The organism is Bradyrhizobium sp. CCBAU 45384, from assembly GCF_028128665.1.
Lineage (GTDB): Bacteria > Pseudomonadota > Alphaproteobacteria > Rhizobiales > Xanthobacteraceae > Bradyrhizobium > Bradyrhizobium manausense.
In genome coordinates this window covers 57,686-81,855 of the sequence record NZ_LBIZ01000120.1, presented here as the reverse complement: position 1 = coordinate 81,855, position 24,170 = coordinate 57,686, and the positions used below count along the sequence as shown (strand labels likewise).

Annotated in this window: 21 protein-coding genes; 8 read left to right on the top strand and 13 right to left on the bottom strand. The window is 64.5% G+C overall.

Annotated features, from left to right (window positions below; all coding sequences use genetic code 11):
• Nucleotides 1-117: 117 nt before the first annotated feature.
• Nucleotides 118-777 (top strand): DedA family protein, encoded by a 660-nt coding sequence (locus XH80_RS40100; protein WP_271603392.1) that lies wholly within the window; start codon nt 118-120, stop codon nt 775-777.
• A 180-nt stretch (nt 778-957) separates the two neighbouring features.
• Here XH80_RS40100 and XH80_RS40095 read toward each other — a convergent pair whose 3' ends face one another.
• Nucleotides 958-2,178: a citrate synthase family protein gene (locus XH80_RS40095; protein WP_271603391.1), complete on the bottom strand. Its 1,221-nt coding sequence runs from the start codon at nt 2,176-2,178 to the stop codon at nt 958-960.
• An 83-nt stretch (nt 2,179-2,261) separates the two neighbouring features.
• Here XH80_RS40095 and XH80_RS40090 point away from each other — a divergent pair, with 83 nt between their 5' ends.
• Entirely contained in the window at nt 2,262-3,356 is a 1,095-nt protein-coding gene (locus XH80_RS40090) for a citrate synthase/methylcitrate synthase (protein WP_271603390.1), read from the top strand.
• A 186-nt stretch (nt 3,357-3,542) separates the two neighbouring features.
• Here the strand turns inward: XH80_RS40090 and XH80_RS40085 are convergent, their stop codons facing one another.
• Nucleotides 3,543-4,175, bottom strand: a complete 633-nt coding sequence (locus XH80_RS40085; RefSeq protein ID WP_220001277.1) for a J domain-containing protein — start codon at nt 4,173-4,175, stop codon at nt 3,543-3,545.
• A 159-nt stretch (nt 4,176-4,334) separates the two neighbouring features.
• Between XH80_RS40085 and XH80_RS40080 the strand changes: the two genes are divergently transcribed.
• Nucleotides 4,335-4,604, top strand: coding sequence for a BolA family protein (locus tag XH80_RS40080; protein ID WP_442868650.1), 270 nt, complete (start codon nt 4,335-4,337; stop codon nt 4,602-4,604).
• A gap of 90 nt (nt 4,605-4,694) precedes the next feature.
• On the opposite strand, the gene XH80_RS40075 is transcribed toward XH80_RS40080, so the two are convergent.
• From XH80_RS40075 to XH80_RS40065, 3 genes are all read right to left on the bottom strand, one after another.
• The gene (locus tag XH80_RS40075) at nt 4,695-5,999 is read right to left on the bottom strand and encodes an HlyC/CorC family transporter (RefSeq protein ID WP_057747443.1); all 1,305 of its coding nucleotides are present in this window, start codon (nt 5,997-5,999) and stop codon (nt 4,695-4,697) included.
• A gap of 90 nt (nt 6,000-6,089) precedes the next feature.
• Nucleotides 6,090-7,238 carry a 3-dehydroquinate synthase gene (gene aroB / locus XH80_RS40070; RefSeq protein WP_271603388.1) on the bottom strand — a complete coding sequence of 383 codons (1,149 nt, stop codon included), beginning with the start codon at nt 7,236-7,238 and terminating at the stop codon, nt 6,090-6,092.
• Nucleotides 7,235-7,858, bottom strand: coding sequence for a shikimate kinase (locus XH80_RS40065; protein ID WP_271603387.1), 624 nt, complete (start codon nt 7,856-7,858; stop codon nt 7,235-7,237). The genes aroB and XH80_RS40065 overlap by 4 nt, the downstream gene beginning before the upstream one ends.
• A 179-nt stretch (nt 7,859-8,037) precedes the next feature.
• Between XH80_RS40065 and XH80_RS40060 the strand changes: the two genes are divergently transcribed.
• The 4 genes from XH80_RS40060 (at nt 8,038) to XH80_RS40045 (ending at nt 12,300) form a co-directional block, all read left to right on the top strand.
• Nucleotides 8,038-8,184: a hypothetical protein gene (locus XH80_RS40060; protein WP_057747440.1), complete on the top strand. Its 147-nt coding sequence runs from the start codon at nt 8,038-8,040 to the stop codon at nt 8,182-8,184.
• A gap of 65 nt (nt 8,185-8,249) precedes the next feature.
• On the top strand, nt 8,250-9,197 hold the full coding sequence (xerD, locus tag XH80_RS40055; RefSeq protein WP_271603944.1) for a site-specific tyrosine recombinase XerD: 948 nt from the start codon (nt 8,250-8,252) through the stop codon (nt 9,195-9,197).
• Between the two features lie 189 nt (nt 9,198-9,386).
• Nucleotides 9,387-10,349 carry an acetyl-CoA carboxylase carboxyltransferase subunit alpha gene (locus tag XH80_RS40050; protein WP_271603386.1) on the top strand — a complete coding sequence of 321 codons (963 nt, stop codon included), beginning with the start codon at nt 9,387-9,389 and terminating at the stop codon, nt 10,347-10,349.
• A gap of 418 nt (nt 10,350-10,767) precedes the next feature.
• On the top strand, nt 10,768-12,300 hold the full coding sequence (locus XH80_RS40045) for a L,D-transpeptidase family protein (protein ID WP_271603385.1): 1,533 nt from the start codon (nt 10,768-10,770) through the stop codon (nt 12,298-12,300).
• A gap of 184 nt (nt 12,301-12,484) precedes the next feature.
• Here XH80_RS40045 and XH80_RS40040 read toward each other — a convergent pair whose 3' ends face one another.
• From XH80_RS40040 to XH80_RS40010, 7 genes are all read right to left on the bottom strand, one after another.
• Nucleotides 12,485-13,180, bottom strand: coding sequence for an ABC transporter ATP-binding protein (locus XH80_RS40040; protein ID WP_271603384.1), 696 nt, complete (start codon nt 13,178-13,180; stop codon nt 12,485-12,487).
• On the bottom strand, nt 13,173-13,907 hold the full coding sequence (locus tag XH80_RS40035) for an ABC transporter ATP-binding protein (RefSeq protein WP_271603383.1): 735 nt from the start codon (nt 13,905-13,907) through the stop codon (nt 13,173-13,175). Before XH80_RS40035 ends, XH80_RS40040 begins: the two co-directional genes overlap by 8 nt.
• Nucleotides 13,894-14,988 carry a branched-chain amino acid ABC transporter permease gene (locus tag XH80_RS40030; RefSeq protein WP_271603382.1) on the bottom strand — a complete coding sequence of 365 codons (1,095 nt, stop codon included), beginning with the start codon at nt 14,986-14,988 and terminating at the stop codon, nt 13,894-13,896. The genes XH80_RS40035 and XH80_RS40030 overlap by 14 nt, the downstream gene beginning before the upstream one ends.
• Before the next feature lie 188 nt (nt 14,989-15,176).
• Nucleotides 15,177-16,391, bottom strand: a complete 1,215-nt coding sequence (locus tag XH80_RS40025; RefSeq protein ID WP_220001267.1) for a substrate-binding protein — start codon at nt 16,389-16,391, stop codon at nt 15,177-15,179.
• A 4-nt stretch (nt 16,392-16,395) separates the two neighbouring features.
• Nucleotides 16,396-17,253: a branched-chain amino acid ABC transporter permease gene (locus XH80_RS40020; protein WP_271603381.1), complete on the bottom strand. Its 858-nt coding sequence runs from the start codon at nt 17,251-17,253 to the stop codon at nt 16,396-16,398.
• Between the two features lie 96 nt (nt 17,254-17,349).
• Nucleotides 17,350-18,864, bottom strand: coding sequence for an amidase (locus XH80_RS40015; RefSeq protein ID WP_271603380.1), 1,515 nt, complete (start codon nt 18,862-18,864; stop codon nt 17,350-17,352).
• Between the two features lie 150 nt (nt 18,865-19,014).
• Complete coding sequence (locus XH80_RS40010) at nt 19,015-20,199, bottom strand: substrate-binding domain-containing protein (RefSeq protein WP_271603379.1); 1,185 nt, start codon at nt 20,197-20,199, stop codon at nt 19,015-19,017.
• 180 nt (nt 20,200-20,379) lie between these two features.
• Between XH80_RS40010 and XH80_RS40005 the strand changes: the two genes are divergently transcribed.
• Entirely contained in the window at nt 20,380-20,814 is a 435-nt protein-coding gene (locus XH80_RS40005) for a MarR family winged helix-turn-helix transcriptional regulator (RefSeq protein ID WP_057747431.1), read from the top strand.
• A 195-nt stretch (nt 20,815-21,009) separates the two neighbouring features.
• Here XH80_RS40005 and secA read toward each other — a convergent pair whose 3' ends face one another.
• Nucleotides 21,010-23,850 (bottom strand): preprotein translocase subunit SecA, encoded by a 2,841-nt coding sequence (secA, locus tag XH80_RS40000; RefSeq protein WP_271603378.1) that lies wholly within the window; start codon nt 23,848-23,850, stop codon nt 21,010-21,012.
• Nucleotides 23,851-24,170 lie beyond the last annotated feature (320 nt).

Sequence of the window (24,170 nt, the reverse complement as noted above, 5' to 3'; positions counted from 1 at the left end):
TTTCGCGCCAGACAGGCGCCTGCACAAGGGAATGGCAACGCGAATGGCACTTCCATCGCCGCCGCTTACTTATGTAAGGGTCTGAACCCGATTGCTCCAGTCCGCTACAGAGACCTCGTGACGTCCTTCCTTGACCCCCTCATCTCCTTCGTCTCAGTCCATGCGTGGCTGGCCTACCTGACCCTGTTCCTGGCGGCGCTGCTCGAAGCCGTCCCGGTGGTGGGCTCGGTCATTCCCGGCTCGACCATCATTCTGGCGCTGAGCGCGCTGGTTCCGGGCGGCGAACTCAAACTGCAATGGGTACTGCTGGCAGCCGCGCTTGGCGCCGTGCTCGGCGACGGCTCGGCCTATTGGATCGGACACCGGCAGCAGCGCAAGATCCTCAACACCTGGCCGCTGACCAACTACCCGCGCGTGGTCGAGGAGAGCGAGACCTTCTTCCACCGCTTCGGCACCTGGGCCGTGTTCTTCGCCCGCTTCGTGCCGCCGATCCGCGCCTTCGTGCCCGTCACGGCGGGTGCCCTGGGGATGGAGCCGGCGCGGTTTTACGCGGTCAACATCCCGGCGATCCTGGTCTGGGCGCCCGCCCATGTGCTGCCGGGCGTGCTGGCGGTATCGGCCTTCCACCAATATTTCGGCGTGCCGCACGAGGGGCATCCGTTCAAGCACATGTGGATTTTGACGGTGGTTGCCGTGGCGATCGTGGTCGGCGTGACGGTGTGGATCTATCGCCGGCGCAATGGCGGCACCGTCGCGGAGGCCAAGCCGCGGGTGTAGGCCCTCCCCGAGTCGTCCTGGCCGAGCGCGCAATTGCGCGCGGGGGCCGGGACCCATGACCACAGAGCGGTTTGGCGAAGACTCGTCGTCCGGTACTGCTAGCGTCCGCAACCGATAAATCACGCGGTATGGGTCCCGGCCTTCGCCGGGACGACAGCGGAGAGTGGAGCGCCCAGATATTTAACTCGCAGCTGCCGCCCTCCGCCCCGGCGCTGGCCCCACATATCTCGCCCTTGGCCGGATCAACTTCCCAAACTGCAATTGCTCGCTGGCATGGGCGATCCAGCCGACGCTGCGAGCCATGGCAAACAAGGCGAGCTCGCTGCCGGCAGGCAGCCGCAGCGCGTGGACGAGCACGGCGAGAACGTAGTCGATGTTGACGAACTCGCCGGTCGCTTCCGCGATCCGCTCCGGCACTTCTTTGGTGAATTTGCGCGGCGCCCCAGTGCGCGCCAGCGCGTTCAGCAGCGATTGTGCACGGGGATCGCCGCGCTTGTAGACGCCGTGGCCAAAGCCCGGAATGCGCTCGCCCAGCGCGACGCGCTCGCGCACCATCGGCTCGACGTCACGATCGACCAGCGCCTTGACCAGTTGCGAGGCGAGCACGCCGGCGCCGCCATGCTTTGGGCCTTTCAGCGCAGCGAGGCCGGCGATCACGGCATCATAGAGATTGAGCCCGGTCGAGGCCGCGCAGCGCGCGGTGAAGGTCGACGCATTCAATTCGTGGTCGGCGAGCAGCACCAGTGCGCGTCGGATCAGATCAGGCGCGTGCTTGTTATCGGGAGCCCAGGCGCGCGCGATCTGCTGATGCAGCGGCTCGGATGACGGCTCGGCATTCAGCATGGTGGCAACTAGCAGCCGGACGATGCGCGCGCCGACCAGCGCACGGCCATCGGGCGCGCGGGTGAAGGCGCGGGAATCGGCGCTGGCCGCCAATGCAAGCACCGCGATGGCGCGATCGATCGGCGCTGCGCGCCGCGCGGCTTGCGCGATCGTGCGCATCTCCTCGGAGATCTTCGGCTGGTTGTCAGGCGCGAACGGATCGACGTCGGAGACGTCCCAGAGCAGCGTTGCCGTGTGCTCCAGCGTGTCGTTCTCGGCGAGATCGATGCAGTTCACGCCGCGATAGATCGCGCCCTCCTCGGTGATGGTCGAGATCTCCGTGTCCATCACAGGCAAGTCGGCATCGAAGCTGCGCAGGCCGCGCGGCTCCGGCGACGGCACCCGGCGCTCCTTCAAGGCGCGGACGTCCTCGGCGCGATAGCGGTTCTTGCGCGAGTCCGGCGTCGGCTCGGAGCGGATCAGGCCGCGGCTGACATAGGCGTAAAGGGTCGCCGGCGAGATCGCGAGCTCGGCAGCAGCTTCCCGGGCAGAGAGGTAAAGGCCGTCGGAATTTTTCATATTGATTCATGTAATCAAGATTGATCAATCTGTCGAGAGGCCTGATCTTCTCCAGGTGCAGTGCAAAAAGGGAGATTTGGGCCATGAACATCCACCTCACCAAAAGCCAGATCGGGCTGGACGGCGTTCCCGCGGCCGAAACCGTGCTGAGCCATGTCGACGGTGAACGCGGCGAGCTGATCATCGCGGGCGAGCATGTCGGCCGCCTCGCCGCGATCTCCAGCTTCGAGGGCGTCACCGCCCGGCTCTGGAACGGCGCCAGCAAGACCACCCTCACCGAAGCCAATGTGCGGGCGAGCCTCGGCGCGGCACGCGAGCGGGCCTTCGCGCGGCTGGACGAGCTGCTGCCGGCAGCGCGCGGCATGGGCATCATCGACGGATTTCGTGCAGCGGTTGCGGGCCTCCGCGCCGAGCACGGGCTGGAGCATGAAGCGACCATCGTCGGCGCGTTTCCGGTGATCGCCGGCGCGCTGGTCCGCCGCGCGAAAGGGCTCGACCCGGTCGCGCCTGATCCGACCGTGAGCCACGCCGCCGATACGCTGCGTATGCTGCACGGGCGGGCGCCCGCAGCGCGCGAGGTCACCGCGCTCGATGCCTATCTCGTCACCGCCAGCGACCACGGCATGAACGCCTCGACCTTCACCGCGCGCGTCGTCGCCTCGACACAGGCCGATCTGTTCGCCGCCGTCACCGCCGGCTATTGCGCGCTGACCGGTCCGCTGCATGGCGGCGCGCCGGAGCCAGTGCTGGAAATGCTGGATGCGATCGGCACGCGCGAGCGGATCCAGCCCTGGGTCGATGCGGCGCTGGCACGCGGCGAGCGCATGATGGGCTTTGGCCATCGCGTCTATCGCGTGCGCGATCCGCGTGCGGATGTGCTCAAGACCGCGGTCGAGGCGCTGGCCTCCAACGGCACCGACCTGCCGTTTGCCGGCGAGGTCGAAGCCTATATCCGCGCAGCCTTGCGCAAGAAGAATCCGAACCGGCCGCTGGAGACCAATGTCGAATTCTTCACCGCGATCCTGCTCGATGCGCTGGCGATCCCAAGGCAGGCGTTCACCCCGATCTTCGCGGTGGCGCGTAGCGCCGGCTGGACCGCGCATGCACGCGAGCAGCAGCGGACCGGGCGGTTGATCCGGCCGAGCTCGTCCTATGTGGGGGCGATGCCGGAGGGGTGAGGTATCGCGGATGTCGCCGCGAGCAAGCAATCGTAGCAATCGTAGCAATCGTAGGGCGGGCAAAGGCGCGTTTGCGCCGTGCCCACCATCTCTCTCGATCACAAAAAAAATGCGTGGGCACGCTACGCTTTGCCCACCCTACGATACTGTCGCCGCGGCGAAAGCCGGGACGACACCGGGAAGCCCTTACGCCTCCCGCACCACCGTCTTCAGATAATTATACGCCTTGATGATCTCGATCAGGCGATCCTCGGTGGAGCGGTCGCCGCCGTTGGCGTCGGGGTGGTGCTGCTTGACCAGCGCCTTGTACTTGCTCTTGACGTCGGCGAGGGTGGAATTCGGGCCGAGGCCCATGACCTGGAGCGCCTTGCGCTCGGCGTTCATGACCTTGCGCGTTTCGGCCTTGGGCTCGGCCTCCGGGCCCTTGCGCCAGCTGGCGCGGCCGTTGATCTCACTGAACATGCTGAACGGATCGGACGCCATGTCGATCTCGGCTTCCGCACCCTTCTTGCCGCCATTGGCGCCCATCTTCCAGGTCGGGCGATGGCCGGTCAGCGCGTCCTTCTGATAGCGCGCGACGGCGTCGGCGTTCATGCCGGAGAAGAAATTGTAGTTCTGGTTGTACTCGCGCACGTGGTCCAGGCAGAAGTGCCAGTACTCACGCTGGTTCTCGCGGCCCTTCGGCGCGCGGTGCGCGCCCTTGTTCTGGCACCCGGCCCATTCGCAACCGACCGCAGTGTCGCGCGGCTTCACTTCGGCCTGCTTGCCCCGCGGCTTCACACGGATGGAGTCGAAGAACTTTGATGAATCGATCGGCATGGCTGACTTTGACTACGCAATGCAAAAACCTTCAAGTCTTGACATTGCAATTAGAACGAAACCCGTAGCCGAAGTTTCACTTCGGCATCCGTTGAAGTACGGCCGCCGGAGGCGGCCTATGCAATTGACGGAGCGCGATCGCAGGATTTAATGGCACTCATGGTTATGAAAGATACTATCAGCAACAAGTTGCAGGAAGCTTTCACGCCGGAAAGCCTGCAAGTCGTCGACGAGTCACATTTGCATGAGGGCCATTCCGGCCATCGGCCGAGCGGCGAGACGCATTTCCGTGTCTATATCGTGTCTGAGGCCTTCAAAGGGAAGAGCCGGGTCGACCGTCACCGCATGATAAATGCGGCGCTGGCCGCGGAACTTTCCGGCCGCGTGCATGCGCTGGCGATCCACGCGCAGGCGCCGGGGGAAAATTAGCTCAGTCATTCCGGGGCGGCTCGAAGAGCCGAACCCGGAATCTCGAGATTCCGGGTTCGATGCTTCGCATCGCCCCGGAATGACTGAAGGCTAGAACGACGTCCCCGCCCGTCTCGGCTTCACCTCTTCCATCTCGGCCTCGCGCGGGACCGGTGAAATACGGAGCGCGGTGATGCGGTTGCGTTCGCGGCGCAGGACGCGGAAACGGAAACCGTGGAAGGTAAAGCTCTGGCCGCGGTCGGGGATCGAGCGCGCTTCGTGAATGACGAGGCCAGCGACCGTGGTTGCCTCTTCATCAGGCAGGCGCCAGTCCATGGCGCGGTTGAGGTCACGGATCGGTACCGAGCCGTCGACCACGACGGAGCCGTCAGGCTGGGCGCGCACGCCCGCGACCACGACGTCATGCTCGTCGGAGATGTCGCCGACGATCTCTTCCAGAATGTCTTCCAGCGTCACCAGACCTTCAACTTCGCCATACTCGTCGACCACGAGCGCGAAATGGGTTTTTCGCCGGCGGAACGCCTTGAGCTGCTCGGCGAGCGGCCGCATCTCCGGCACGAACCAGGGCGGCAGCGCAATGGTGGAGACGTCGATGCGCGAGGTATCGCCGTCGGAGGCGCGGATCGCGCGCAACAGATCCTTGGCATGGAGCACACCGATGATGTTTTCCGGCTTCTCGCGCCAGAGCGGGATGCGGGTGTATTCGGTCGCCAGCACCTCGCGCACCAGATCGTCCGGCGGCATGTCGGCGTTGATCATCATCATCTCGGTGCGATGGATCATGACGTCGGAGACCTGGAGTTCGCGTAAGTCCAGCAGGCCGCCGAGCATGTCGCGGTCCTGCTTCTCGACCTTGCCCTCGTGATGCAACAGGTCGACCGCGCCGCGCAGGCGCTCGGTCGGCGACAGGATCGCTTGGTGCTCGCCGGCGAGGCCGAACAGACGCATCAAGACGCGGACGATGACCTCCACCACCCGCAGCAGCGGCCCCAGCACATACATGGTCAGCCGCATCGGGCGCGCCACCGCGAGCGCCATGCGATCCGGCGCGTTGATGGCGATGGTCTTGGGCAGCACCTCCGCGAAGATCACGACCAGCGCCGTCATCACGCCGGTGGCATAGAGCACGCCGACATCGCCGAACCAGGCGGTGAAGATGGAAGTCGCAAGCGCCGAGGCGGTGATATTGGCGATGTTGTTGCCGAGCAGCAGTGCGCCGATCAGGCGCTCGCGCATGTCGAGCAGCTGCGAGACCACGTCGGCGTCGCGATTACCTTGCTTGGAGAGTCTGAGCATGCTGGCGCGCGAGGCACCGGTGAGCGCGGTCTCGCTCGCGGCAAAGAAGCCCGAGACCAGCAGGCAGATGATGACGATGGTGAAGCCGAGCCAATCCATGAGACTCTCAAAGCTCTTGTTTTGACGCGTTTTCTTGACGCGAACCGGTATCCACTTCGCTCGAAAACGCTTTGATCGTTCAGCCGCGCATCAAGCCTTTTGCGCGAGCTTGTCCTTCAGGAAGTCGCGCACCGGCGCCGGCTCGACATCCTTGGCGATGACGGCGCGCCCGACGGCCTCCAGCAGGATGAAGGTGAGCTTGCCGCGCTTGACCTTCTTGTCCTGGGCCATCAGCGCCATCAGCGCGTCGGCATCCGCAAGACCTTCCTGCGCAAAGCCGGCAATGTCCTGCAAGCGGGTCGGGAGGCCTGCCGCGATCAGGTGGCGCTCGACGCGCATCGCGTCCGCCTCCGCGATCATGCCGAGCTTTGCGGAGAACTGCGCCGCCAGCGTCATGCCGATGGCAACGCCTTCGCCGTGGAACAGGCGATCCGAAAAACCGGTCGCGGCTTCCAGCGCGTGGCCAAAAGTGTGGCCGAGATTGAGCAGCGCGCGCTCGCCGGTCTCGCGCTCGTCGCGCGAGACCACGCCCGCCTTGGCGCGGCAGGAGGTCGCGATCGCATGCTCGCGAGCCGAGCCGCCCTTGAAGATGTCGGAATGGTTCTTCTCCAGCCAAGTGAAGAAGGCCTCGTCGCCGAGCACGCCGTATTTGGCGACCTCGGCATAGCCGGCGCGGAACTGCCGCGGCGACAGCGTGTCGAGCACCGCGGTGTCGGCAATGACAAGCACCGGCTGGTGGAAGGCGCCGAGCAGATTCTTGCCCTGCGGCGAGTTGATCCCGGTCTTGCCACCGACGGAGGAATCGACCTGCGCCAGCAGCGAGGTCGGCACCTGCACGAAATCGACGCCGCGGCGCAGGATCGCGGCGGCAAAGCCGGCGAGATCGCCGACCACGCCGCCGCCGAGCGCGATGACGAGATCGTTGCGCTCGATCTTGGCGGCGATCAGGGCTTCGCTGACCTTTTCCAGGCCCGCATAGGTTTTCGAAATCTCGCCTTCCTCGACGACGACGCGCGCGGTCGGAATGCCGCTAGCTGCGAGCGAGGCTTCCGCCGGCTCGAGCCAGTATTTTGCGACGGTGCGGTCGGTGACGATGGCGGTGCGCACACCCGGGCGCAACGCGGCAACGCGCTCGCCGAGCGAGGCCAGCACGCCGCGGCCGATGACGATGTCATAGGCGCGATCCCCGAGCGCGACGTCGACATGAACAGGGTCGGAATGTTTCAGGGGTGCGGTCATCGAACGGCACTCGCGACATCGGCAGGAGATTGGGCTGGTGGTGGACCACAGAGATAGGCGTGCAGCGTCTCGATGCATTCCTCAACGATCTTGTCATGCGGCACGTCGCGCGAGGCAATGGTGATGTTGGCCTTGCCATAAACCGGCTCGCGCTCGGTGAGCAGCCGCGTCACGGTTCCCTCGGGATCGGCGGTCTGCAGCAAGGGACGATCGGCGCGGCGGCGCACCCGCCGCATGATGACGTCGTGGTCTGCCCTGAGCCAGATCGAGATCGCTTTCGCCGCGATGCGGCTGCGCGTCTCCTCGCGCATGAAGGCGCCGCCGCCGGTTGCCAGCACCACCGGCCCGCCCTCGAGCAAGCGCGCGATCACACGGGCCTCGCCGTCGCGGAAATACGGCTCACCGTGGCGCTCGAAAATCTCCGGTATGGTCATGCCGGCCGCGGCCTCGATCTCGGTGTCGGCGTCGACAAAGGGCAGCTTGAGCCTGAGAGCCATGCGGCGGCCGATGGTGGACTTGCCGACGCCCATCATGCCGACCAGCACGATCGAACGCAGCCCCAGCGCCGACAGGATGTCGGCCTCCGGGCTCGCTTGTGCTGGCAATACGACGTCGGACATTATCTCGCTCGATTGGATCTCACACTGCCGCTAAAGGCGGCATCCGGGCCACCTATACGACCCCCTCGGGGCCCTCGCCAGAGGACTCTTGCCACGAAACGGCGAACATGTTGGATGATTTCATTGGTTAATTTGCCTGTTCAAGACCCGTATCAAGACCCTCGTCGAGACCTTGCCCGATGCCCAGCCTGTTCCGCTTCCTGACGGTCGTCGCCGTGATCGCCGGCATCGTCTATGGCGCGGTGTTCGCGCTGGCCAACTTCGTCAATCCGAAGCCGCGGGAAATGACGGTGACGATCCCGCCGGATAAGTTTCTCAAGAAATAGGAGCTAGCCTGAAGGGCATGCGCAAATCCTCCGCCAAGCCCCCAGACGTCAAGCCCTCTGCCGTCATGCCCTCCGATGCCAAGCTCACCGGCCTGTTCCTCGACATGCTCGCGGCGGAACAGGGCGCCGGGCCCAACACACTCGATGCTTACAGACGCGACCTCACCGATTTCTCCGAGTTTCTGACCCGTGTCGGCCATAGCTTTGTCGACGCCGAGACGCAAACGCTGCGCGACTATCTTGGCGACCTCGATGCGCGCGGCTTCAAATCCTCCAGCGTGGCGCGGCGGCTGTCGGCGATGCGGCATCTGTTCCGCTTTCTGCTGAACGAGCGCATCCGGACCGAAGATCCCGCCGCGATCCTGTCCGGCCCCAAGCGTGGCCGCGGCCTGCCCAAGGTGCTGTCGATCTCGGACGTCGACCGCATGCTCCGCCGCGCCAAGGAGATGAGCGAGGCGGCGGACGCCTCGCCCTCGCAGCGGCTGCGGGCCTTGCGGCTCTATTGCCTGCTCGAGGTGCTCTACGCCACGGGCCTGCGCGTCTCCGAATTGGTGTCGCTGCCGCGCTCGGCCGCCAAGCGCGACGCCCGCATGATCGTGGTGCGCGGCAAGGGCAACAAGGAACGGCTGGTACCACTGAACGAGGCTTCGCGGCAGGCGATGGCGGATTACCTCGCCGCAACGGAAGCTGCGAAAGGGGAGAAGAAGGGCAGCCTCGCCGCCTCGAAATGGCTGTTTCCCTCCTTCGGCGAGAGCGGGCATCTGACGCGGCAGCATTTTGCCCGCGACCTCAAGGAGCTCGCGGTCGCCTCGGGACTGCAGGCGCGGCTGGTCTCTCCGCACGTGCTGCGGCACGCCTTCGCCAGCCACCTGCTGCATAACGGCGCGGATTTGCGCATCGTGCAGACCCTGCTCGGCCACACCGACATTTCGACGACGCAGATCTACACCCACGTCGTCGAGGAGCGGCTGAAGAGCCTGGTGCGCGACCTGCACCCGCTGGCGGAGAAGTAGCCGCCGCCGCTCCGCGGCGGGCGAAACCGCCTTGACTTCGGCCACATCTCCGCAGAAAGAGCCGTGGCCTTGTCACTGATTTGGCGCGCTTCCATGATGCGCACAGGTCAAACCCTTGAAGAAGCTACACTTCTTTATCTGAAGCCAACCTCGCTTCGCCTCGTCGTCCCGTCCCCCTATATTGAAACGATGCCAGACCAGATGCGCAGCTATCTCGACTTCGAAAAGCCCGTCGCCGAGCTCGACTCCAAGGTCGACCAGCTCAGGACGCTGGCCGCCTCCGGCACCGACATTGCCGAGGAGATCGGCCGGATCGAGGACAAGGCCGCGCAGGCGCTGGCCGACCTCTATCAAAACCTGACGCCGTGGCAGAAGACGCTGGTGGCGCGGCATCCGCAGCGGCCGCATTTCAACGATTTCATCAAGGGCCTGATCACCGAATTCACCCCGCTCGCCGGCGACCGCAAGTTCGGCGAGGACGAGGCGCTGGTCGCAGGGTTCGGCCGCTTCCGCGGCGAAGCAATCTGCGTGATGGGCCAGGAAAAGGGCGATTCCACCGAGAGCCGCATCAAGCACAACTTTGGCATGGCGCGGCCGGAAGGTTATCGCAAATGCGTGCGGCTGATGGAGATGGCCGAGCGGTTCGGCCTGCCGGTGCTGTCGCTGGCCGATTCCGCCGGCGCCTATCCCGGCATCGGCGCCGAGGAGCGGGGACAGGCCGAGGCGATCGCGCGCTCGACCGATGCCTGCCTGGCGCTGACCGTGCCGAACGTTGCCATCATCACCGGCGAGGGCATGTCGGGCGGCGCCATCGCCATCACCACCGCCAACAAGGTCTTGATGCTGGAGCACGCGATCTACAGCGTGATCTCGCCGGAAGCCGCCTCCTCGATCCTCTGGCGCGACGGCTCCAAGGCGCAGGAAGCCGCCAACAACATGAAGATCACCGCCCAGGACATGCTGCGCTTCGGGGTGATCGACGCCATCCTGAAGGAGCCGGTCGGCGGCGCCCATCGCGATCCCGCCGCCATGATCGCCACCACCGGGGACGCCATCGCCAAGGCCTTCGACGAGCTCCGCGGCATGGACGGCGAGGCCATCCGCAAGCAGCGCCGGCAGAAATTCCTCGATATCGGCCGGAAACTGGGCTGATTCGCCTCGATTCCGGTGCCGTAGGGTGGGCAAAGCGAAGCGTGCCCACCATTCCAGGCCGCAAGAACCAAGTCGTGGGCACGGCGCTTTGCGCCTTTGCCCACCCTACGGCACCCCCCTGAAGCCCCCGGTTACCCCGCATTAACCCTTTTTTTGCCCAAATCGGCGATCTCAGTACCGGTTCGCTGCCAAGTCCAAGTTCCGGCCCAGTTTAAGTCTCTGTTGACCACGCCGCCGCGCCAACGGGCTCGTGATTTCCGATCGGGTTGCGACCTGAAGGGGCGGAGGTTAGAATTTTAATCAATGGCTTCAGGGCATAAGCGCTGGGGCTGGGTCTGAAAAACGTCCGGTTGTCCGGTCAGGCCTTGCTCCAAGATCAGGGGTTCGCGCTTCCGCCCGGCACGTTGTGGGGTCCATCTTGAATTCTCGTTCGCTTGCTCGCGCGCTCTTGGCTTCGGTTGCGCTTGCCGCCAGCATTGTGCTCGCCGGCTGCGATACCGATCAGATGTCGCTGGCGACCAACGCCAAGGCCAATCAGCCGGTCCCGCCCAAGCTCGTCGCCGCGATGGCCGAGAAGGACATGGATCTGAATTCGCCGATCCTGATCCGCCTGTTCAAGCAGGAGGCCGAGCTCGAGATCTGGAAGCAGACCCGATCAGGCCGGTTCGCGCTGCTCAAGACCTATCCGATCTGCCGCTGGTCGGGCGATTTGGGACCGAAGGTGCGCGAAGGCGATCGTCAGGCGCCGGAAGGATTCTACTCGATCAATCCGAGCCAGATGAATCCGCAGTCGGCCTATTACCTCTCTTTCAACACCGGCTTCCCCAACGCCTTCGACAAGGCGCTGGGTCGCACCGGCTCGCAGCTGATGGTGCACGGCGATTGTTCTTCGCGCGGCTGCTACGCCATGACGGACGAGCAGATCGCGGAGATCTATTCGCTCGGGCGCGAATCCTTCTTCGGCGGCCAGAAGGCGTTCCAGTTCCAGGCCTATCCGTTCCGGATGACGCCGGTGAACATGGCCAAGCACCGCAACAATCCGAACATGGCCTTCTGGAAGATGATCAAGGAAGGCTATGATCATTTCGAGGTGACGCGGCAGGAGCCGAAGGTCGACTTCTGCGAGAAGAAATACGTGTTCGACGCGGCCAAGGCACCCGATGCCAAGCGCGAACCCGTGTTCGACGCCTCCGCCAAGTGCCCGGCCTATGTGATCCCCGAAGAAATCGCCAGCGCCGTGCGCGAGAAGCAGGAGCGCGACGAGGCCGAGTACAACAAGCTCGTCGCCAAGGGCACGCCGGTGGCGCGCATGAACACCGGCATCGACGGCGGCATGAACAAGATCTTCGCTGCCAAGATTCCGGAAGGCTCGACCGGCCTGTCCGAAGGCGCCGAAGGCAACACGCTGCAGATGCTGGCGATGGCGAAGGCGCCGGGCACCATCCCCGGCACCGTCAACCCGCCGAAGCCGAATCTCGAGCCGGTCGCCTCTGCCCCGCAGGAAGAGCCGGTCGTCGCCGTCAGCGCGCCCGCAACCAACACCCGTGTCGCCTCCGCCGCCGCGCCCGAGAAGTCCGGCGGCTTCTTCTCCAATCTCGGCCGCAAGATGGGCTTCAGCACCGCCGACACCACGGCGACCACGCCGCCGCCGCAAGCCACCGCATCGGTGACCCCGGCCCCCGCGGCGCCAAGCACGACCTCCAAGCTGAAGGCCGCGGTGACCAAGCTGATACCCGGCCACGACAAGTCGAAGGACGCTCCGGCCGTTGCCGCCAAGCCTGCCGAGCCGGCCAAGCCCGCCGAGACCAAGGTCGCGGCGACCCGGCCCGCGCTGAGACCGTCCGTGGGCAATGGTGCGGGCGATACGACGAGCAGCAACGGCCAGCTCGCTGGCGCAGCGCCGGTGGTGTCGTCGAACTCGTTCGACAGCCGCTTTAGCGCGGTGAAGTAGGCGCAGGCTTCGCACGTTCCCGCCGAACTGTCCAAGACTGACGCTGTCATTCCCCGCGAAGGCGGGGAATCCAGTATTCCAGAAGCAGTCGTTATCAATCGAGAAGCCGCGGCGTACTGGATGCCCCGCCTTCGCGGGGCATGACAGTTGAGATCGGGGCGAGAGCCACGTAATTCGACTCCGCCTACGGCGCCAGATACCGCATCAGCTCCGGATTGCCACGCACCTCGCCGGCGGCGCCTTGCAGCGCGACGCGGCCGCGGTCGAGGACGTAGGCGTAGTCGGCGACGCGCAGTGCCAGATCGAGGTGCTGCTCGACGATGATGACGGCGATATTCTTCGCGAGCTCGATCAGGCGCTCGGTGATCTCCTCGATCACACCGATCCAGACGCCTTCAGTGGGTTCGTCCAGCAGCAATAGCTTGGGATCTCCCAGCATGGCGCGGCCGATGGCGAGCATCTTGCGCTCGCCGCCGGAGAGCGTGCCGGCGGGCTGGTCGAGGCGCTGGCCGAGCTTCGGGAAGATCGCCAGCACGCGGTCGACCGCAGTGGCATCCTTGTTGAAAAGCGAGCCGACCGCGAGATTGTCACGCACCGACAGGCGCGCGAACACCGAATGCTCTTGCGGCACATAGCCGATACCGGCGCGGACGCGCTGCTCGGGCCGCCTGCGGCTGATGTCGCGGCCGTCGAAGCCGAGCTCGCCCTTCCACGCCGGCAGCTCGCCGACGATAGTCTTCATCAGCGTGGTCTTGCCCGCGCCGTTGCGCCCGAGCACGGCAACACCGCCGCGCCAGGGGATGCCGAGGTTGACGTCGAACAGCACCTGGCTGCGGCCATAGCCGGCGTCGAGATGCTTGATGTGCAAAAATTCAGGCACGGCGCAGATAAATCTCCTGGACGGATGGGTTGGCCTGGATCTCGGGCACGGTACCTGACGCCAGCACCTTGCCCTGGTCGAGCACGGTGAGGCGATCGCAGATGTCGCGGATGAAATCGAGGTCGTGCTCGACGATGACGAGCGAGCAATGCTCTTTGATCGGCTGCAGCAGTTCGCCGGTGACGCGGCGCTCCTCCAGGCTCATGCCGCCGGTGGGCTCGTCGAGCAGCAGCAATCTGGGTTTGCCCGCGAGCGCCATCGCGATCTCCAGCCATTGCTGCTGGCCGTGCGACAGCGCGGCCGCCGCATCGAAGGCGCGGTCGGCGAGACGGAATTGCGTCAGCATGGCCATGACCTGATCATGGAGCGCACCGCGCGTGCGCGAGAACACGAGATCGAGCAGCGAGGATTGCGCCTGCAGGGCCAGCAGGATGTTGTCATACAGCGTCAGCGACGGCAGCACCGACGTGATCTGGAATTTCAGGCTCATGCCGGCGCGGGCGCGCTCGGTCGGCGTGAAGGCGGTGATGTCGGTGTTGATGAAGCTCACCTTGCCCTGCGTCGGCACTTCGGCGCCGGCGATGCACTTCATCAGCGTGCTCTTGCCGGAGCCGTTCGGCCCGATCAGGCCATGAAACTCGTTCTCGCCGACGCTGAGCGCGGCGCCGTCGAGCGCGGTGAGCTTGCCGAAGATTTTCGAGATGCCGGCGGCTTCAAGGAGCGGCATTTCGCTTCCCCTTGATTGTTGCACCGAAGCTGCCGACCCGCTCGCGCTCGCCGAGGACAAAACTGATCAGGCCGAGCGGACGGAACAGGATGACGAGCAGCAGCAACACGCCCAGAATGATCGGCCAGATGTCGCGGTAATTATCCGACAGCCAGAAGCTGACGCCCTCGACGATGACGGTGCCGATGACGGCGCCGATCAGCGTGCCGGAGCCACCGAACAGCACGTAGAGCACGACCTGGGTCGAGACCACGACGCCGACCATGTTGGGCCACACAAAACCTTCGTGGAAGGCATAGAGGCTGCCGGCAAGGCCTGCGACGGCGCCGCCGATCGCGAAGATGATCGCTTTCAGGTGCTGCGCCTTGTAGCCGAAAAAGGCGATGCGCTGCTCGTTCTCGCGCAGGCCCGCGAGTGCGAGACCAAATTGCGAGCGCACCAGGAAGCGGCACAGCAGATAGACCACGACGAGAATGCCGAGCACGAGATAATAGAACGCCGGGCCTTCCGAGAATTCATAGCCGCCAAGCGTCATCGGCGCGATCGAGGGAATGCCGTTCTGGCCGCCGAGATAATACCAGCCGCGGGCGAGACGATCGGCGGCGTAGGAGCCGGTCAGCGTGCCGAGCGAGACGAAGATCACGCTGGAGGGATGCCGTCCCAGCAGCAGGAAGCCGCCGAGCAGCAGCGAGAAGGTGAGGCCGATGAGCGTGCCCGCGGGAAGCACCAGGAAGATGTTGGTGACGTCGAGATCGCGCGCCAGCAGCGCGACGCCATAGCCGGCCGAACCGAAGAACAAGGCCTGGCCGAAGCTCATGATGCCGGCATAGCCCCAGACCAGATCGAACGACAGCGCGAACAGCGCCAGGATGACCACCCGCGTCGCGAACACCGTGAGATAATCCTGCAGCACCAGCGGCGCGAGCAGCGCGGCGATCAGCACCACGCCCTCGACGATCGGCAGGACCTTTCGACCAGCGACAGCCCGGGCCGTCGCTATGCGTTCAGTCATGGCAGCGTCCGTCTCCCCGCCGATCTCGGCGGGGATCGCCTGTTTCACAGCGCTCATAGATTTCAGCATTTCGAACTAAAGCACCTTGTGGCTGACGCTGCACCTCTCCCCGTCGGGGAGAGGTCCGATTGCGGAGCAATCCGGGTGAGGGGCCGCAGCATCCAGTGAGACCGGATCCCCTCACCCGGATCGCACCGGACGATGCTTCGCATCGCCGATGCGATCCGACCTCTCCCTGTGGGAGAGGTGCAGAAAGATCAGCATTCCTTGGGATCGACGAGGCCGTCGCTGCGACCGACGATCTCGTAATTCCCGCCCTTGGCGACCGCCGTGTACATCTTCATCTTGCAGTGCCGCTTGCCCGGCACCATCTCGGCCGGTCCGCCCGGACCTTCGGCGATCTTGGCGTGATCGAGCGCGGCCGCAACCGAGTCACGGTCGATCTTGCCGGCTTCCTTGACGGCGGCCTCCCACAGCTTGAGGCCGCGATAGGTGCCGGTCGCCGCGCTGCCGGCGGCGAACAGGAAGTTGCCTGGAAAATCCTTCTCGTAAGCCGCCTGGATCTTGGCGTCGAACGGGTTCTCCTTGGTCAGCACCTTGAAATAGTCGAGGCAGCTCGCAAGGCCCTCGATCTCGCTCGCCTGATTGATGTTGAGCGTGTTCTCGTCATAGTAGACGCAGGCGAGACGCCCGCCGTTCTTGAGGAAGCCGGCTTCATAGAGCTGCTTGAAGAACGGACCGACGCCAGGCGGGATGACGGTGTTGAAGACGACGTCGACCTTGTTGGAGATGATCCGGTTGACGGTCGAGGAGAAGTCGATCTGGTCGAGCGGATAGTATTCCTCGAACACGACCTCGCCGCCGTTCTGCTCGATCACCTTGCGGGCGTAGACGTTGAGCGTGTGCGGCCAGACATAATTGGCGCTCGGCAGCGCGAACTTCTTGCCGCCATTCTTGATCAGCCAGGGAATGAACTCGTCGCATTGCTGCGCCGGCGTCGGGCCGGTGCAGAACAGATAGGGCGTGCACTCCTTGCCCTCGTAGAGCTGCGGATAGATATAGAGCGTCTTGCCGCGCGCCACGATCGGGTCCTTGATCGCGTTGCGCATCGACGAGGTGATGCCGCCCAGCACCATGTCGACCTTGTCGCGCTGGATCAGTTTTCGGACGTTGCCGACGGCGACCGATTCATTCGACGCGGTGTCCTCGATATAGAGCTCGAGCGGACGACCGAGCAGACCGCCTGCAGTGTTGATGTCCTTGATCACCATCTTGGCGACATTGGCGTCGGCATTGCCGGCATAGGCGATCGGTCCGGTGAGGTCGGTGGCGATGCCGACCTTGATCGGGGCTTCGGCCGCGTTGGCCCAGGGCGCCGGGATCACCCAGCTGCCGACCCCGGTTGCGACTGCGCCGGAGGCAAAAGCGAAATTGGACAGGAAGCGGCGGCGTGAGAGTTGACGATCGAACATATGACTAAACCCCTTTTCCAGCGATGAGGCCCTGCGGCCGGAATTTGATGAAGGCAATTGCGAGCACGAAAACGAGGACATCGGCGACCACGGGCGCCATGATCCATGGCAGCGCGGCGCTGAGCGTGCCGATGACGCCGGCACCGGCGACCGGACCAATGAAGGAGCCGACACCGCCGACCATGACGGCGACAAAGCCCTGGATCAGGAAGCGGATGCCGAGATCGGCATAGAGGCTGAACACCGGCACGATCAGCGCACCGGCAAGGCCGGCCAGCGCCGACCCGAAAGCGAAGGTGGCGCCGTACATCAGCGGCGTCGAAATGCCCGACGCCCGGGCCAGCGACGGGTTCTCCAGCGTGGCGCGCATGCGCAGGCCAAAGCTGGTGCGCGACAGCAGCAGATAGCAACCGGCCATCACCAGGAGCGTGATGACGATGATGGTGAAGCGCCAGGCCGAGATGTGCATGGTGCCGATGTCGATCGAGCCGCCGATCGGCTCGGGCACGGTGAGATAGAAGCCGCCGATCAGCCCGCGCACGGCTTCGCGGATGATCAGGCCGAGCGCGTAGGTGCCGAGCATGGCCACGATCGGCGCGGCATAGAAGCGGCGGATGATCAGCGCCTCCAGCACGAAGCCGAGCGCACCGACCAGGAAGGGTGCCGCGACCATGCCGGCCCAGATCGGCAGGCCCCTGGAATAGGCGAGATAGGTGATGTAGGCCCCGAGCAGGACGAACTCGCCCTGCGCGAAGTTGAAGATGCCCATCATGCTGGCAATGATCCCGAGCCCCAGCACGATCAGGACGATGATCGCGCCAAAGCTCAGGATTTCGAACGCCGCGACGAACGCGTTAGCCATGCGATGGATTCTTGTTTTGACGCGTTTTCTTCACGCGAACCGGCATCCACTTCGCTCGAAAACGCTCTGGTCCGCCCGTCTGTATCAACACTTCGCTCACATCTTCTTCCAGTCGCCGATCTGCTCGAACGCATGCGCGGCGCGGTAGATCGTGGATTCCTCGAACATCCGGCCGACCAGCATCAGGCCGGCCGGCAGGCCGTCGACCATGCCGCAGGGCAACGACATCGCGGGATGATGCGTGATGTCGAACGGAGCGGTGTTGGAGATCATCTCCAGCGCGCGGGCGACGTACTCCTCGCGGCTGGCATTGGGCTCCGGCAGCTTGGTCGCCTTCATCGGCGTGGTCGGCATCAGCAGCAGATCGTAATCGCTGAACGCCTTGTCATAGGCTGCGGTCAGCCGCCGCGAGATGTTCAGCGCCTTGCCGTAGAAGCGAGGACCAAAGTTATTGTTGATGTAGGTGCCGAGCATCATGAACAGTTTCGTGGTCTCGGACAGCGAATCGGCCTGTCGGCGCCAGCCGCGATGAAAATCCATCAGCGAAGTCGAATAGAGATCGCCGCGGCTGAGCCCGTAGCCATCGCCAAACATCATGGTCTGGGTCAGACCTTCGGTGCCGATGGGCGTCCAGATCGCGCCGCCGAGGAGATGCATCGGGATCGACACCGTCTCGACGCTGGCGCCGAGATCCTTGAAGCGCTTTGCCGCCTCGCGAACGCTTTCATTCACCGCGGCTTCCGCTCCCGGCTGCTCGAAGCCCTCCTTGAGGATGCCGATCTTCATGCCCTTGACGCCCTGGCCGAGCGCCTTGGTGTATTCCTCGACCTTCGGCGCCTTGATGCGCGGGTCGTAGCCATCATCGCCGGCGAGCACTTCGAGCAGCAGCGCGTTGTCGGCGACGCTCGCCGTCATCGGACCGGTATGATCGACGTAGATCTCGATCGGCATGATGCCGGTGTAGGGCACGAGGCCCCAGGTCGGCTTCATGCCGTAGACGCCGCAGAACGAGGACGGCATGCGGATCGAGCCGCCCTGATCGCCGCCGATCGCCATGTCCACCTCGCCGAGCGAAACCACGACGCCCGAGCCTGACGACGAGCCGCCGGCCGAGTAGCCCATCTTGTGCGGATTGTGCACCGGCCCGTAGGAGCCGGTGTGGCTGCCGCCCGACAGGCAGAAATGTTCGCAATGCACCTTGCCCTTGATCTCGGCGCCGGCATCCAGCATGCGCGTGACGATGGTGGCATCGAAATCGGGCACATAACCTTCCAGGGTCGATGAGCCGTTGGTCATGGGAACGCCGGCCAGCATGATGTTGTCCTTCAGAGCCACCGTCTTGCCCTTGAGCTTGCCGCTCGCCGCACCCTTTACTGTCGATTTGCGATACCAGGCATTGCGAGGGTTCTCCTCCGCAGAGGGCCGGTAGCCCGGCGTGCGCGGGTATTTCACCTCGGGCAGCTCGTCGGGCATCGCGGCGACGAGATTGTAGGCCTCGATCGAGCCCTGCATCAGGCCGCGGAACGAGGCGACATCGTCGTCGGTCAGCGAAAGGCCGCACTGCTCGGCGACGCTGCGAAGCTGGGCTGGCGTGGGAAGGACAACTGTCACGGCGCTCTCCTGAAGTTTCTTGAAACGAAGATGGGCGTGGCCGCCCCGGCGCGGCGCACCACCGGCCCCGCTGAAACATTCAAAACGGAAATATTTTCCTTTTCAAGTATTATTTTGCAGGAGCCTCCCCGGCGGCTTGCCCCGCGCGGGTCAGATCGGCTTGATCAGCTTGAAATCGAGGCCGTCGGCCTCGGCGAGATGCATCGGCATCCGCGCGCGCCCGTCGCGAACGGTGACCGTCCCCCGCGCGCCGCTGTAGACGATGTTGCGGCCGGCTTTGAGCATCGGCCCCACCGCCAGTGAGCCGGCCTTGTTGGCAACCGCTTCGAGGAAACGCATGCCCTCGTAGCCGGACTGTCCGACCGAACCGATCGGCGGCGCGTTCGGCCCGAACATCGCGCGATAGCGGCTCTGGAAGTCGTCATTGGCAGGCGCGCCGGTGCCGGTGAAATAGCCGGAGGCGCAGAACATGTTCTCGCTGTTGTCGGCGCCGATGCCTAGCAGCACGGTGTCGTCCATGGCGCCCGCGAACCGCAGCGTGGTGGCGCCCAGGCCGCATTCGCCGAAGGCGCGGTTGAAGGTGCTGCTGTCGGTGCCGATCAGCGAGATCAGGACCACGTCCGGCCGCGCGGCACGAATGCGCGCCAGATGCGGCTCGTGATTGTCCTCGCCCAAGGGAACGAACTCCTCGCCGACGACGTGGCCGCCGGTTTCCCTGATGTAGTTCTTCACCGCGCGGTGCGACTGCCAGGGCCAGACGTAGTCGCTGCCGATCAGGTACCAGCGCTTTGCTTTCTTGACATCGGCAAGCCAGTGAATCGAGGGCCGGCTCTGCCAGCGCGGCGTCTCGCCGATCGCCATCACGCCCGGCGTGCGCTCGCCGCCTTCATAGACCGGCGTGTAGATATAGGGGATGCGATGCCGCGTGGTGATGTCGCGCAAGGCAACGCGGACCGCGCTGGTGTGCAGGCCGACGATGAGATCGAGCTCGTCGAAGGCGATGGCCTGCTCGGCACGGGTCAGCACCTCGTCCAGCGGTCCGCCGGCGTCGTAAACGGAAAGCTCGATCTCGCGGCCGAGGATGCCGCCGCGCTTGTTGATTTCGGCAACGGCGAGCTGCGCGCTGTTGGTTGCGCAGGGGCCCCAGATCCCCGGCGATCCGGTGCAGCAGATGAAGCCACCGACACGCAGCTTGTTGGCGCCGCGCCGCTTGAAGAGGGCGTGATCGCGCGGCGACAGCGCGCCATCAGCCGCCGAAGACGACAGATTCCTGAACAGCAAGGACGGCGGCAACGCCGGACCGCCGTGAGCCGGGAAGTTTACCGTCGCGTGCACGCCAACTCCTGTCCGGTCCCAGACCTGAAAGCCCGTTGAGCAGGCGGCCGCGGCATCCGCCCTTTTGTTGGGCAATCATCCTATTTTGAAAATATTGAATATTCAACAATTGAAGTGCATATAGATGCAGCATTGATTGCAAGACATTCACTCAATTGGGTCAAGACGAAGTCTTTAGCCGTGGCAAAATCGAACGCTCCCATCACCGAACACCTCGCCTACCTGCTCGCGCAAGCCAACCGAGAGATCAACCGCCAGCTGGAACTGCGCCTCAGCAAGGAAGGAGTTCCCGTCGAGCAATGGCGCATCCTGAAAGTGCTGTCTGACGGCGATGGCCACTCGATGGGCGAGCTTGCGGACGCGGTGCTGCTCAACCATCCGACGCTGACCAAGATGATCGACCGCATGGTCTCCGACACGCTGGTCTATCGCGTGCAGGACCCCAACGACCGCCGCAAGGTGCTGATGTTCATCTCCGATCGCGGCAAGGTGCTGTGCAAGAAGCTCAACTCGCTCGCGGTGGACCAGGAAGAGCACATCCTGGAGAGCTACGGCGACAAGTCGACGAGCGAGCTCAAGCGGCTGCTGGAGAGCTTGATCGACAGCTCGAATTGAGCGGGCGGTTACGCACGAGAGTTGCGATGCAGCCAGCCGACCTAAAGACGACGCGGAAATACCTGAACGCCACACAGTGTCATCGCCCGATTTAATCGGGCGATCCAGTATTCCAGAGACTGATGTGATTGAGCCGAGAAGCCGCGGCGTACTGGATGCCCCGCCTTCGCGGGGCATGACAGTATCGTCCAGTCGCTACGCGTACCGCCCGTGGCAGTGCTTGAACTTCTTGCCGCTGCCACACGGGCAATCCTCGTTGCGGCCGACCTTGCCCCAGCTGGCGGGATTCTTCGGGTCGCGCAGCGCGGCGTCGGTGTGCTGCGGGGCGAGGGTGACGCTGGCGAGGGCCATTTCATCTTCGCCGGTGCTCGGATCGAACTTGTGCGCTTCCATCGCGGGCAGCACGGGGGCTTCCTGCTCCGGCGGCACGATCTCGACCCGCATCAGCTGCGCCGTGACGGCCTCGCGCAAATGCGCGCTCATCTCCTGGAAGAGGTTGAAGGCCTCGGTCTTGTATTCCTGCAGCGGATCGCGCTGGCCGTAGCCGCGCAGGCCGATGACCTGGCGCAGATGGTCGAGCATGATCAGATGCTCGCGCCAGAGATGGTCCAGCGTCTGCAGCAGGATGGTCTTCTCGACGTAACGCATCACGTCGGGACCCCATTGCCCCACCTTGGCAGCCATGTGCTCATCCGCCTTGGTCTCGATGCGGTTGAGCAGTTCCTCGTCGGCGATGCCCTCTTCCTTGGCCCAGTCGTCGACCGGCAGGTCGAGATCGAGCACGCGCTTCAATTCGTCCTTCAGGCCCGCGACGTCCCACTGCTCGGCATAGGCATGCTCGGGCACGTGCTTGGCGACGAGATCCTCGATGAAGGCGTGACGCATGTCGCTGACGGTCTCGGCGACGCTGTCGTCCTTCATCAGGTCGACGCGCTGGTCGAAGATCACCTTACGCTGGTCGTTCTGGACGTTGTCGAACTTGAGCAGGTTCTTGCGGATGTCGAAGTTGCGCGCCTCGACCTTCTGCTGCGCCTTCTCCAGCGCCTTGTTGATCCAGGGATGGATGATCGCCTCGCCCTCCTGCAGGCCGAGACGCTGCAGCATGCTGTCGAGGCGGTCCGAGCCGAAGATCCGCATCAGATCGTCTTCCAGCGACAGGAAGAACTTTGAGCGGCCGGGGTCGCCCTGACGGCCGGAACGGCCGCGGAGCTGGTTGTCGATGCGGCGGGATTCGTGACGCTCGGAGCCGATGATGTAGAGGCCGCCCGGCTTCTTCACGGTCTTGGCAGGCTTTGAACCCTTGGCCGGCTCGACCTCGACGGTCTCCTCGGCCTTCAGCACGATGTCGCGGAAATGGGCGATGTCGGCCTTGATCTGCTCGATCTTCTTGGCCTTCTCGGCCTCGTCCTCGATGCCCGCGGTCTCCTGCTGGATGCGCATCTCGAGCGAGCCGCCGAGCTTGATGTCGGTACCGCGGCCGGCCATGTTGGTCGCGATCGTGATCGCGCCGGGCACGCCGGCCTCCGCCACGATATAGGCTTCCTGCTCGTGGAAGCGAGCGTTGAGCACCGCGAACAGCTTTGCCGGCTTGCCGGCGCGCGCGGCGGCATAGAGCTTGTCGAGCGCGTTCTCCTTGCCGAAGTCGATCTGCTTGTAGCCGTTGGCCTTGAGGAATTCGGCGAGCACTTCTGATTTTTCAATCGACGCGGTGCCGACCAGCACCGGCTGCAGCCGCGCGTTCGCCCGCTCGATCTCGGCGAGGATCGCCTGGTATTTTTCCTTCTGGGTCCGGTAGACCTCGTCGTCCTCGTCGAGGCGGGCCACCGGCAGGTTGGTCGGAATCTCCACGACCTCGAGCTTGTAGATGTCGAACAGCTCGTCCGCTTCGGTCGCGGCCGTACCGGTCATGCCGGCGAGCTTCTCGTACATGCGGAAATAGTTCTGGAAGGTGATCGAGGCGAGCGTCTGGTTCTCGGGCTGAACCTGGACGTGCTCTTTGGCTTCCAGCGCCTGGTGCAGGCCTTCCGAATAGCGCCGGCCCGGCATCATGCGGCCGGTGAACTCGTCGATGATCACGACCTCGCCGTCGCGGACGATGTAGTCCTTGTCGCGGGTGAACAGCGTGTGGGCGCGCAGCGCCTGGTTGATGTGGTGCACGACGGAGACGTTCTCGACGTCGTAGAGCGACTCGCCCTTGAGCTGGCCGGCATCGCGCAGCAGCGTCTCGATCTTCTCCATGCCGCCTTCGGTCAGCGTCACGGTGCGCTGCTTCTCGTCGACCTCGTAGTCGGTCTTGTCGAGCCTGGGCAGGAAGCCGTCGATGGTGTTGTAGAAGTCGGAGCGGTCGTCGAGCGGGCCGGAGATGATCAGCGGCGTGCGCGCTTCGTCGATCAGGATGGAGTCGACTTCGTCGACGATGGCGAAGAAGTGCGGCCGCTGGACCATGTCCTCGAGCCGGTACTTCATGTTGTCGCGAAGATAGTCGAAGCCGTATTCGTTGTTGGTGCCGTAGGTGATGTCGCAGGCATAGGCGGCCTTGCGCTCGGCATCGTCCAGGCCGTGGACGATCACGCCCGTGGTCATGCCGAGGAAGCCATAGATCTGGCCCATCCAGCCGGAGTCGCGGCGGGCGAGGTAATCGTTGACGGTGACGACGTGGACGCCCTTGCCGGCGAGCGCGTTGAGATAGACGGCGAGCGTCGCCACCAGCGTCTTGCCTTCACCCGTCTTCATCTCGGCGATGTCGCCCTCGTGCAGCACCATGCCGCCGATCAGCTGAACGTCGAAATGGCGCTGGCCGAGCGTGCGCTTGGCAGCCTCACGTACCGTGGCGAAGGCGGGCACCAGCAGGTCGTCCAGCGTCTTGCCCTCGGCGAGCTGCTTCCTGAACTCGGCGGTGCGGGCCTTGAGCTGCTCGTCGGAGAGCTTGATGAGCTCGGGCTCCAGCGCGTTGATCGCGTTGACGCGGGACTGATATCCCTTCACCCGCCGGTCGTTGGCGGAACCGAAAAACTTGCGGGCGAGCGCGCCGATCATGCCTAGTTCCTGTGTTCGCGATTTAACCGCGTTGGCCTAAGAAGTTGTCACCCTCCGGCCTATCAACTCACCGTGACGCCTTATGGCACCAGAGCCCGGACTGCGGGGGGTCATCCGCCATATGGGTGGGAATTGGGCTAGTCTGGGTTCAACGGCCAAAAACGCAGCAAAATAAACGCCATCGCCATGGTCGCGACCGCGCAGAGATATGGCCCGGTCAGGGCCTTGTCAACGGCGGGCGCATTGCGGCTAATTCATCATTTTGACAGACTTTTCGCGTTGCCAAGCCCCCCTGAATTGGGCGAGTGTCCGCCCCGCTC

Coding starts and splice junctions, on each gene's coding strand:
- XH80_RS40095 (WP_271603391.1), bottom strand. CDS start 2,178: ATGAAAAATTCCGACGGCCTTTACCTCTCTGCCCGGGAAGCTGCTGCC.
- XH80_RS40060 (WP_057747440.1), top strand. CDS start 8,038: ATGCCCAGCCTGTTCCGCTTCCTGACGGTCGTCGCCGTGATCGCCGGC.
- xerD (WP_271603944.1), top strand. CDS start 8,250: ATGCCCTCCGATGCCAAGCTCACCGGCCTGTTCCTCGACATGCTCGCG.
- aroB (WP_271603388.1), bottom strand. CDS start 7,238: ATGACCGCACCCCTGAAACATTCCGACCCTGTTCATGTCGACGTCGCG.
- XH80_RS40050 (WP_271603386.1), top strand. CDS start 9,387: ATGCCAGACCAGATGCGCAGCTATCTCGACTTCGAAAAGCCCGTCGCC.
- secA (WP_271603378.1), bottom strand. CDS start 23,850: ATGATCGGCGCGCTCGCCCGCAAGTTTTTCGGTTCCGCCAACGACCGG.
- XH80_RS40080 (WP_442868650.1), top strand. CDS start 4,335: ATGGTTATGAAAGATACTATCAGCAACAAGTTGCAGGAAGCTTTCACG.
- XH80_RS40065 (WP_271603387.1), bottom strand. CDS start 7,858: ATGTCCGACGTCGTATTGCCAGCACAAGCGAGCCCGGAGGCCGACATC.
- XH80_RS40030 (WP_271603382.1), bottom strand. CDS start 14,988: ATGCTGAAATCTATGAGCGCTGTGAAACAGGCGATCCCCGCCGAGATC.
- XH80_RS40075 (WP_057747443.1), bottom strand. CDS start 5,999: ATGGATTGGCTCGGCTTCACCATCGTCATCATCTGCCTGCTGGTCTCG.
- XH80_RS40035 (WP_271603383.1), bottom strand. CDS start 13,907: ATGCCGCTCCTTGAAGCCGCCGGCATCTCGAAAATCTTCGGCAAGCTC.
- XH80_RS40020 (WP_271603381.1), bottom strand. CDS start 17,253: ATGGCTAACGCGTTCGTCGCGGCGTTCGAAATCCTGAGCTTTGGCGCG.
- XH80_RS40085 (WP_220001277.1), bottom strand. CDS start 4,175: ATGCCGATCGATTCATCAAAGTTCTTCGACTCCATCCGTGTGAAGCCG.
- XH80_RS40090 (WP_271603390.1), top strand. CDS start 2,262: ATGAACATCCACCTCACCAAAAGCCAGATCGGGCTGGACGGCGTTCCC.
- XH80_RS40025 (WP_220001267.1), bottom strand. CDS start 16,391: ATGTTCGATCGTCAACTCTCACGCCGCCGCTTCCTGTCCAATTTCGCT.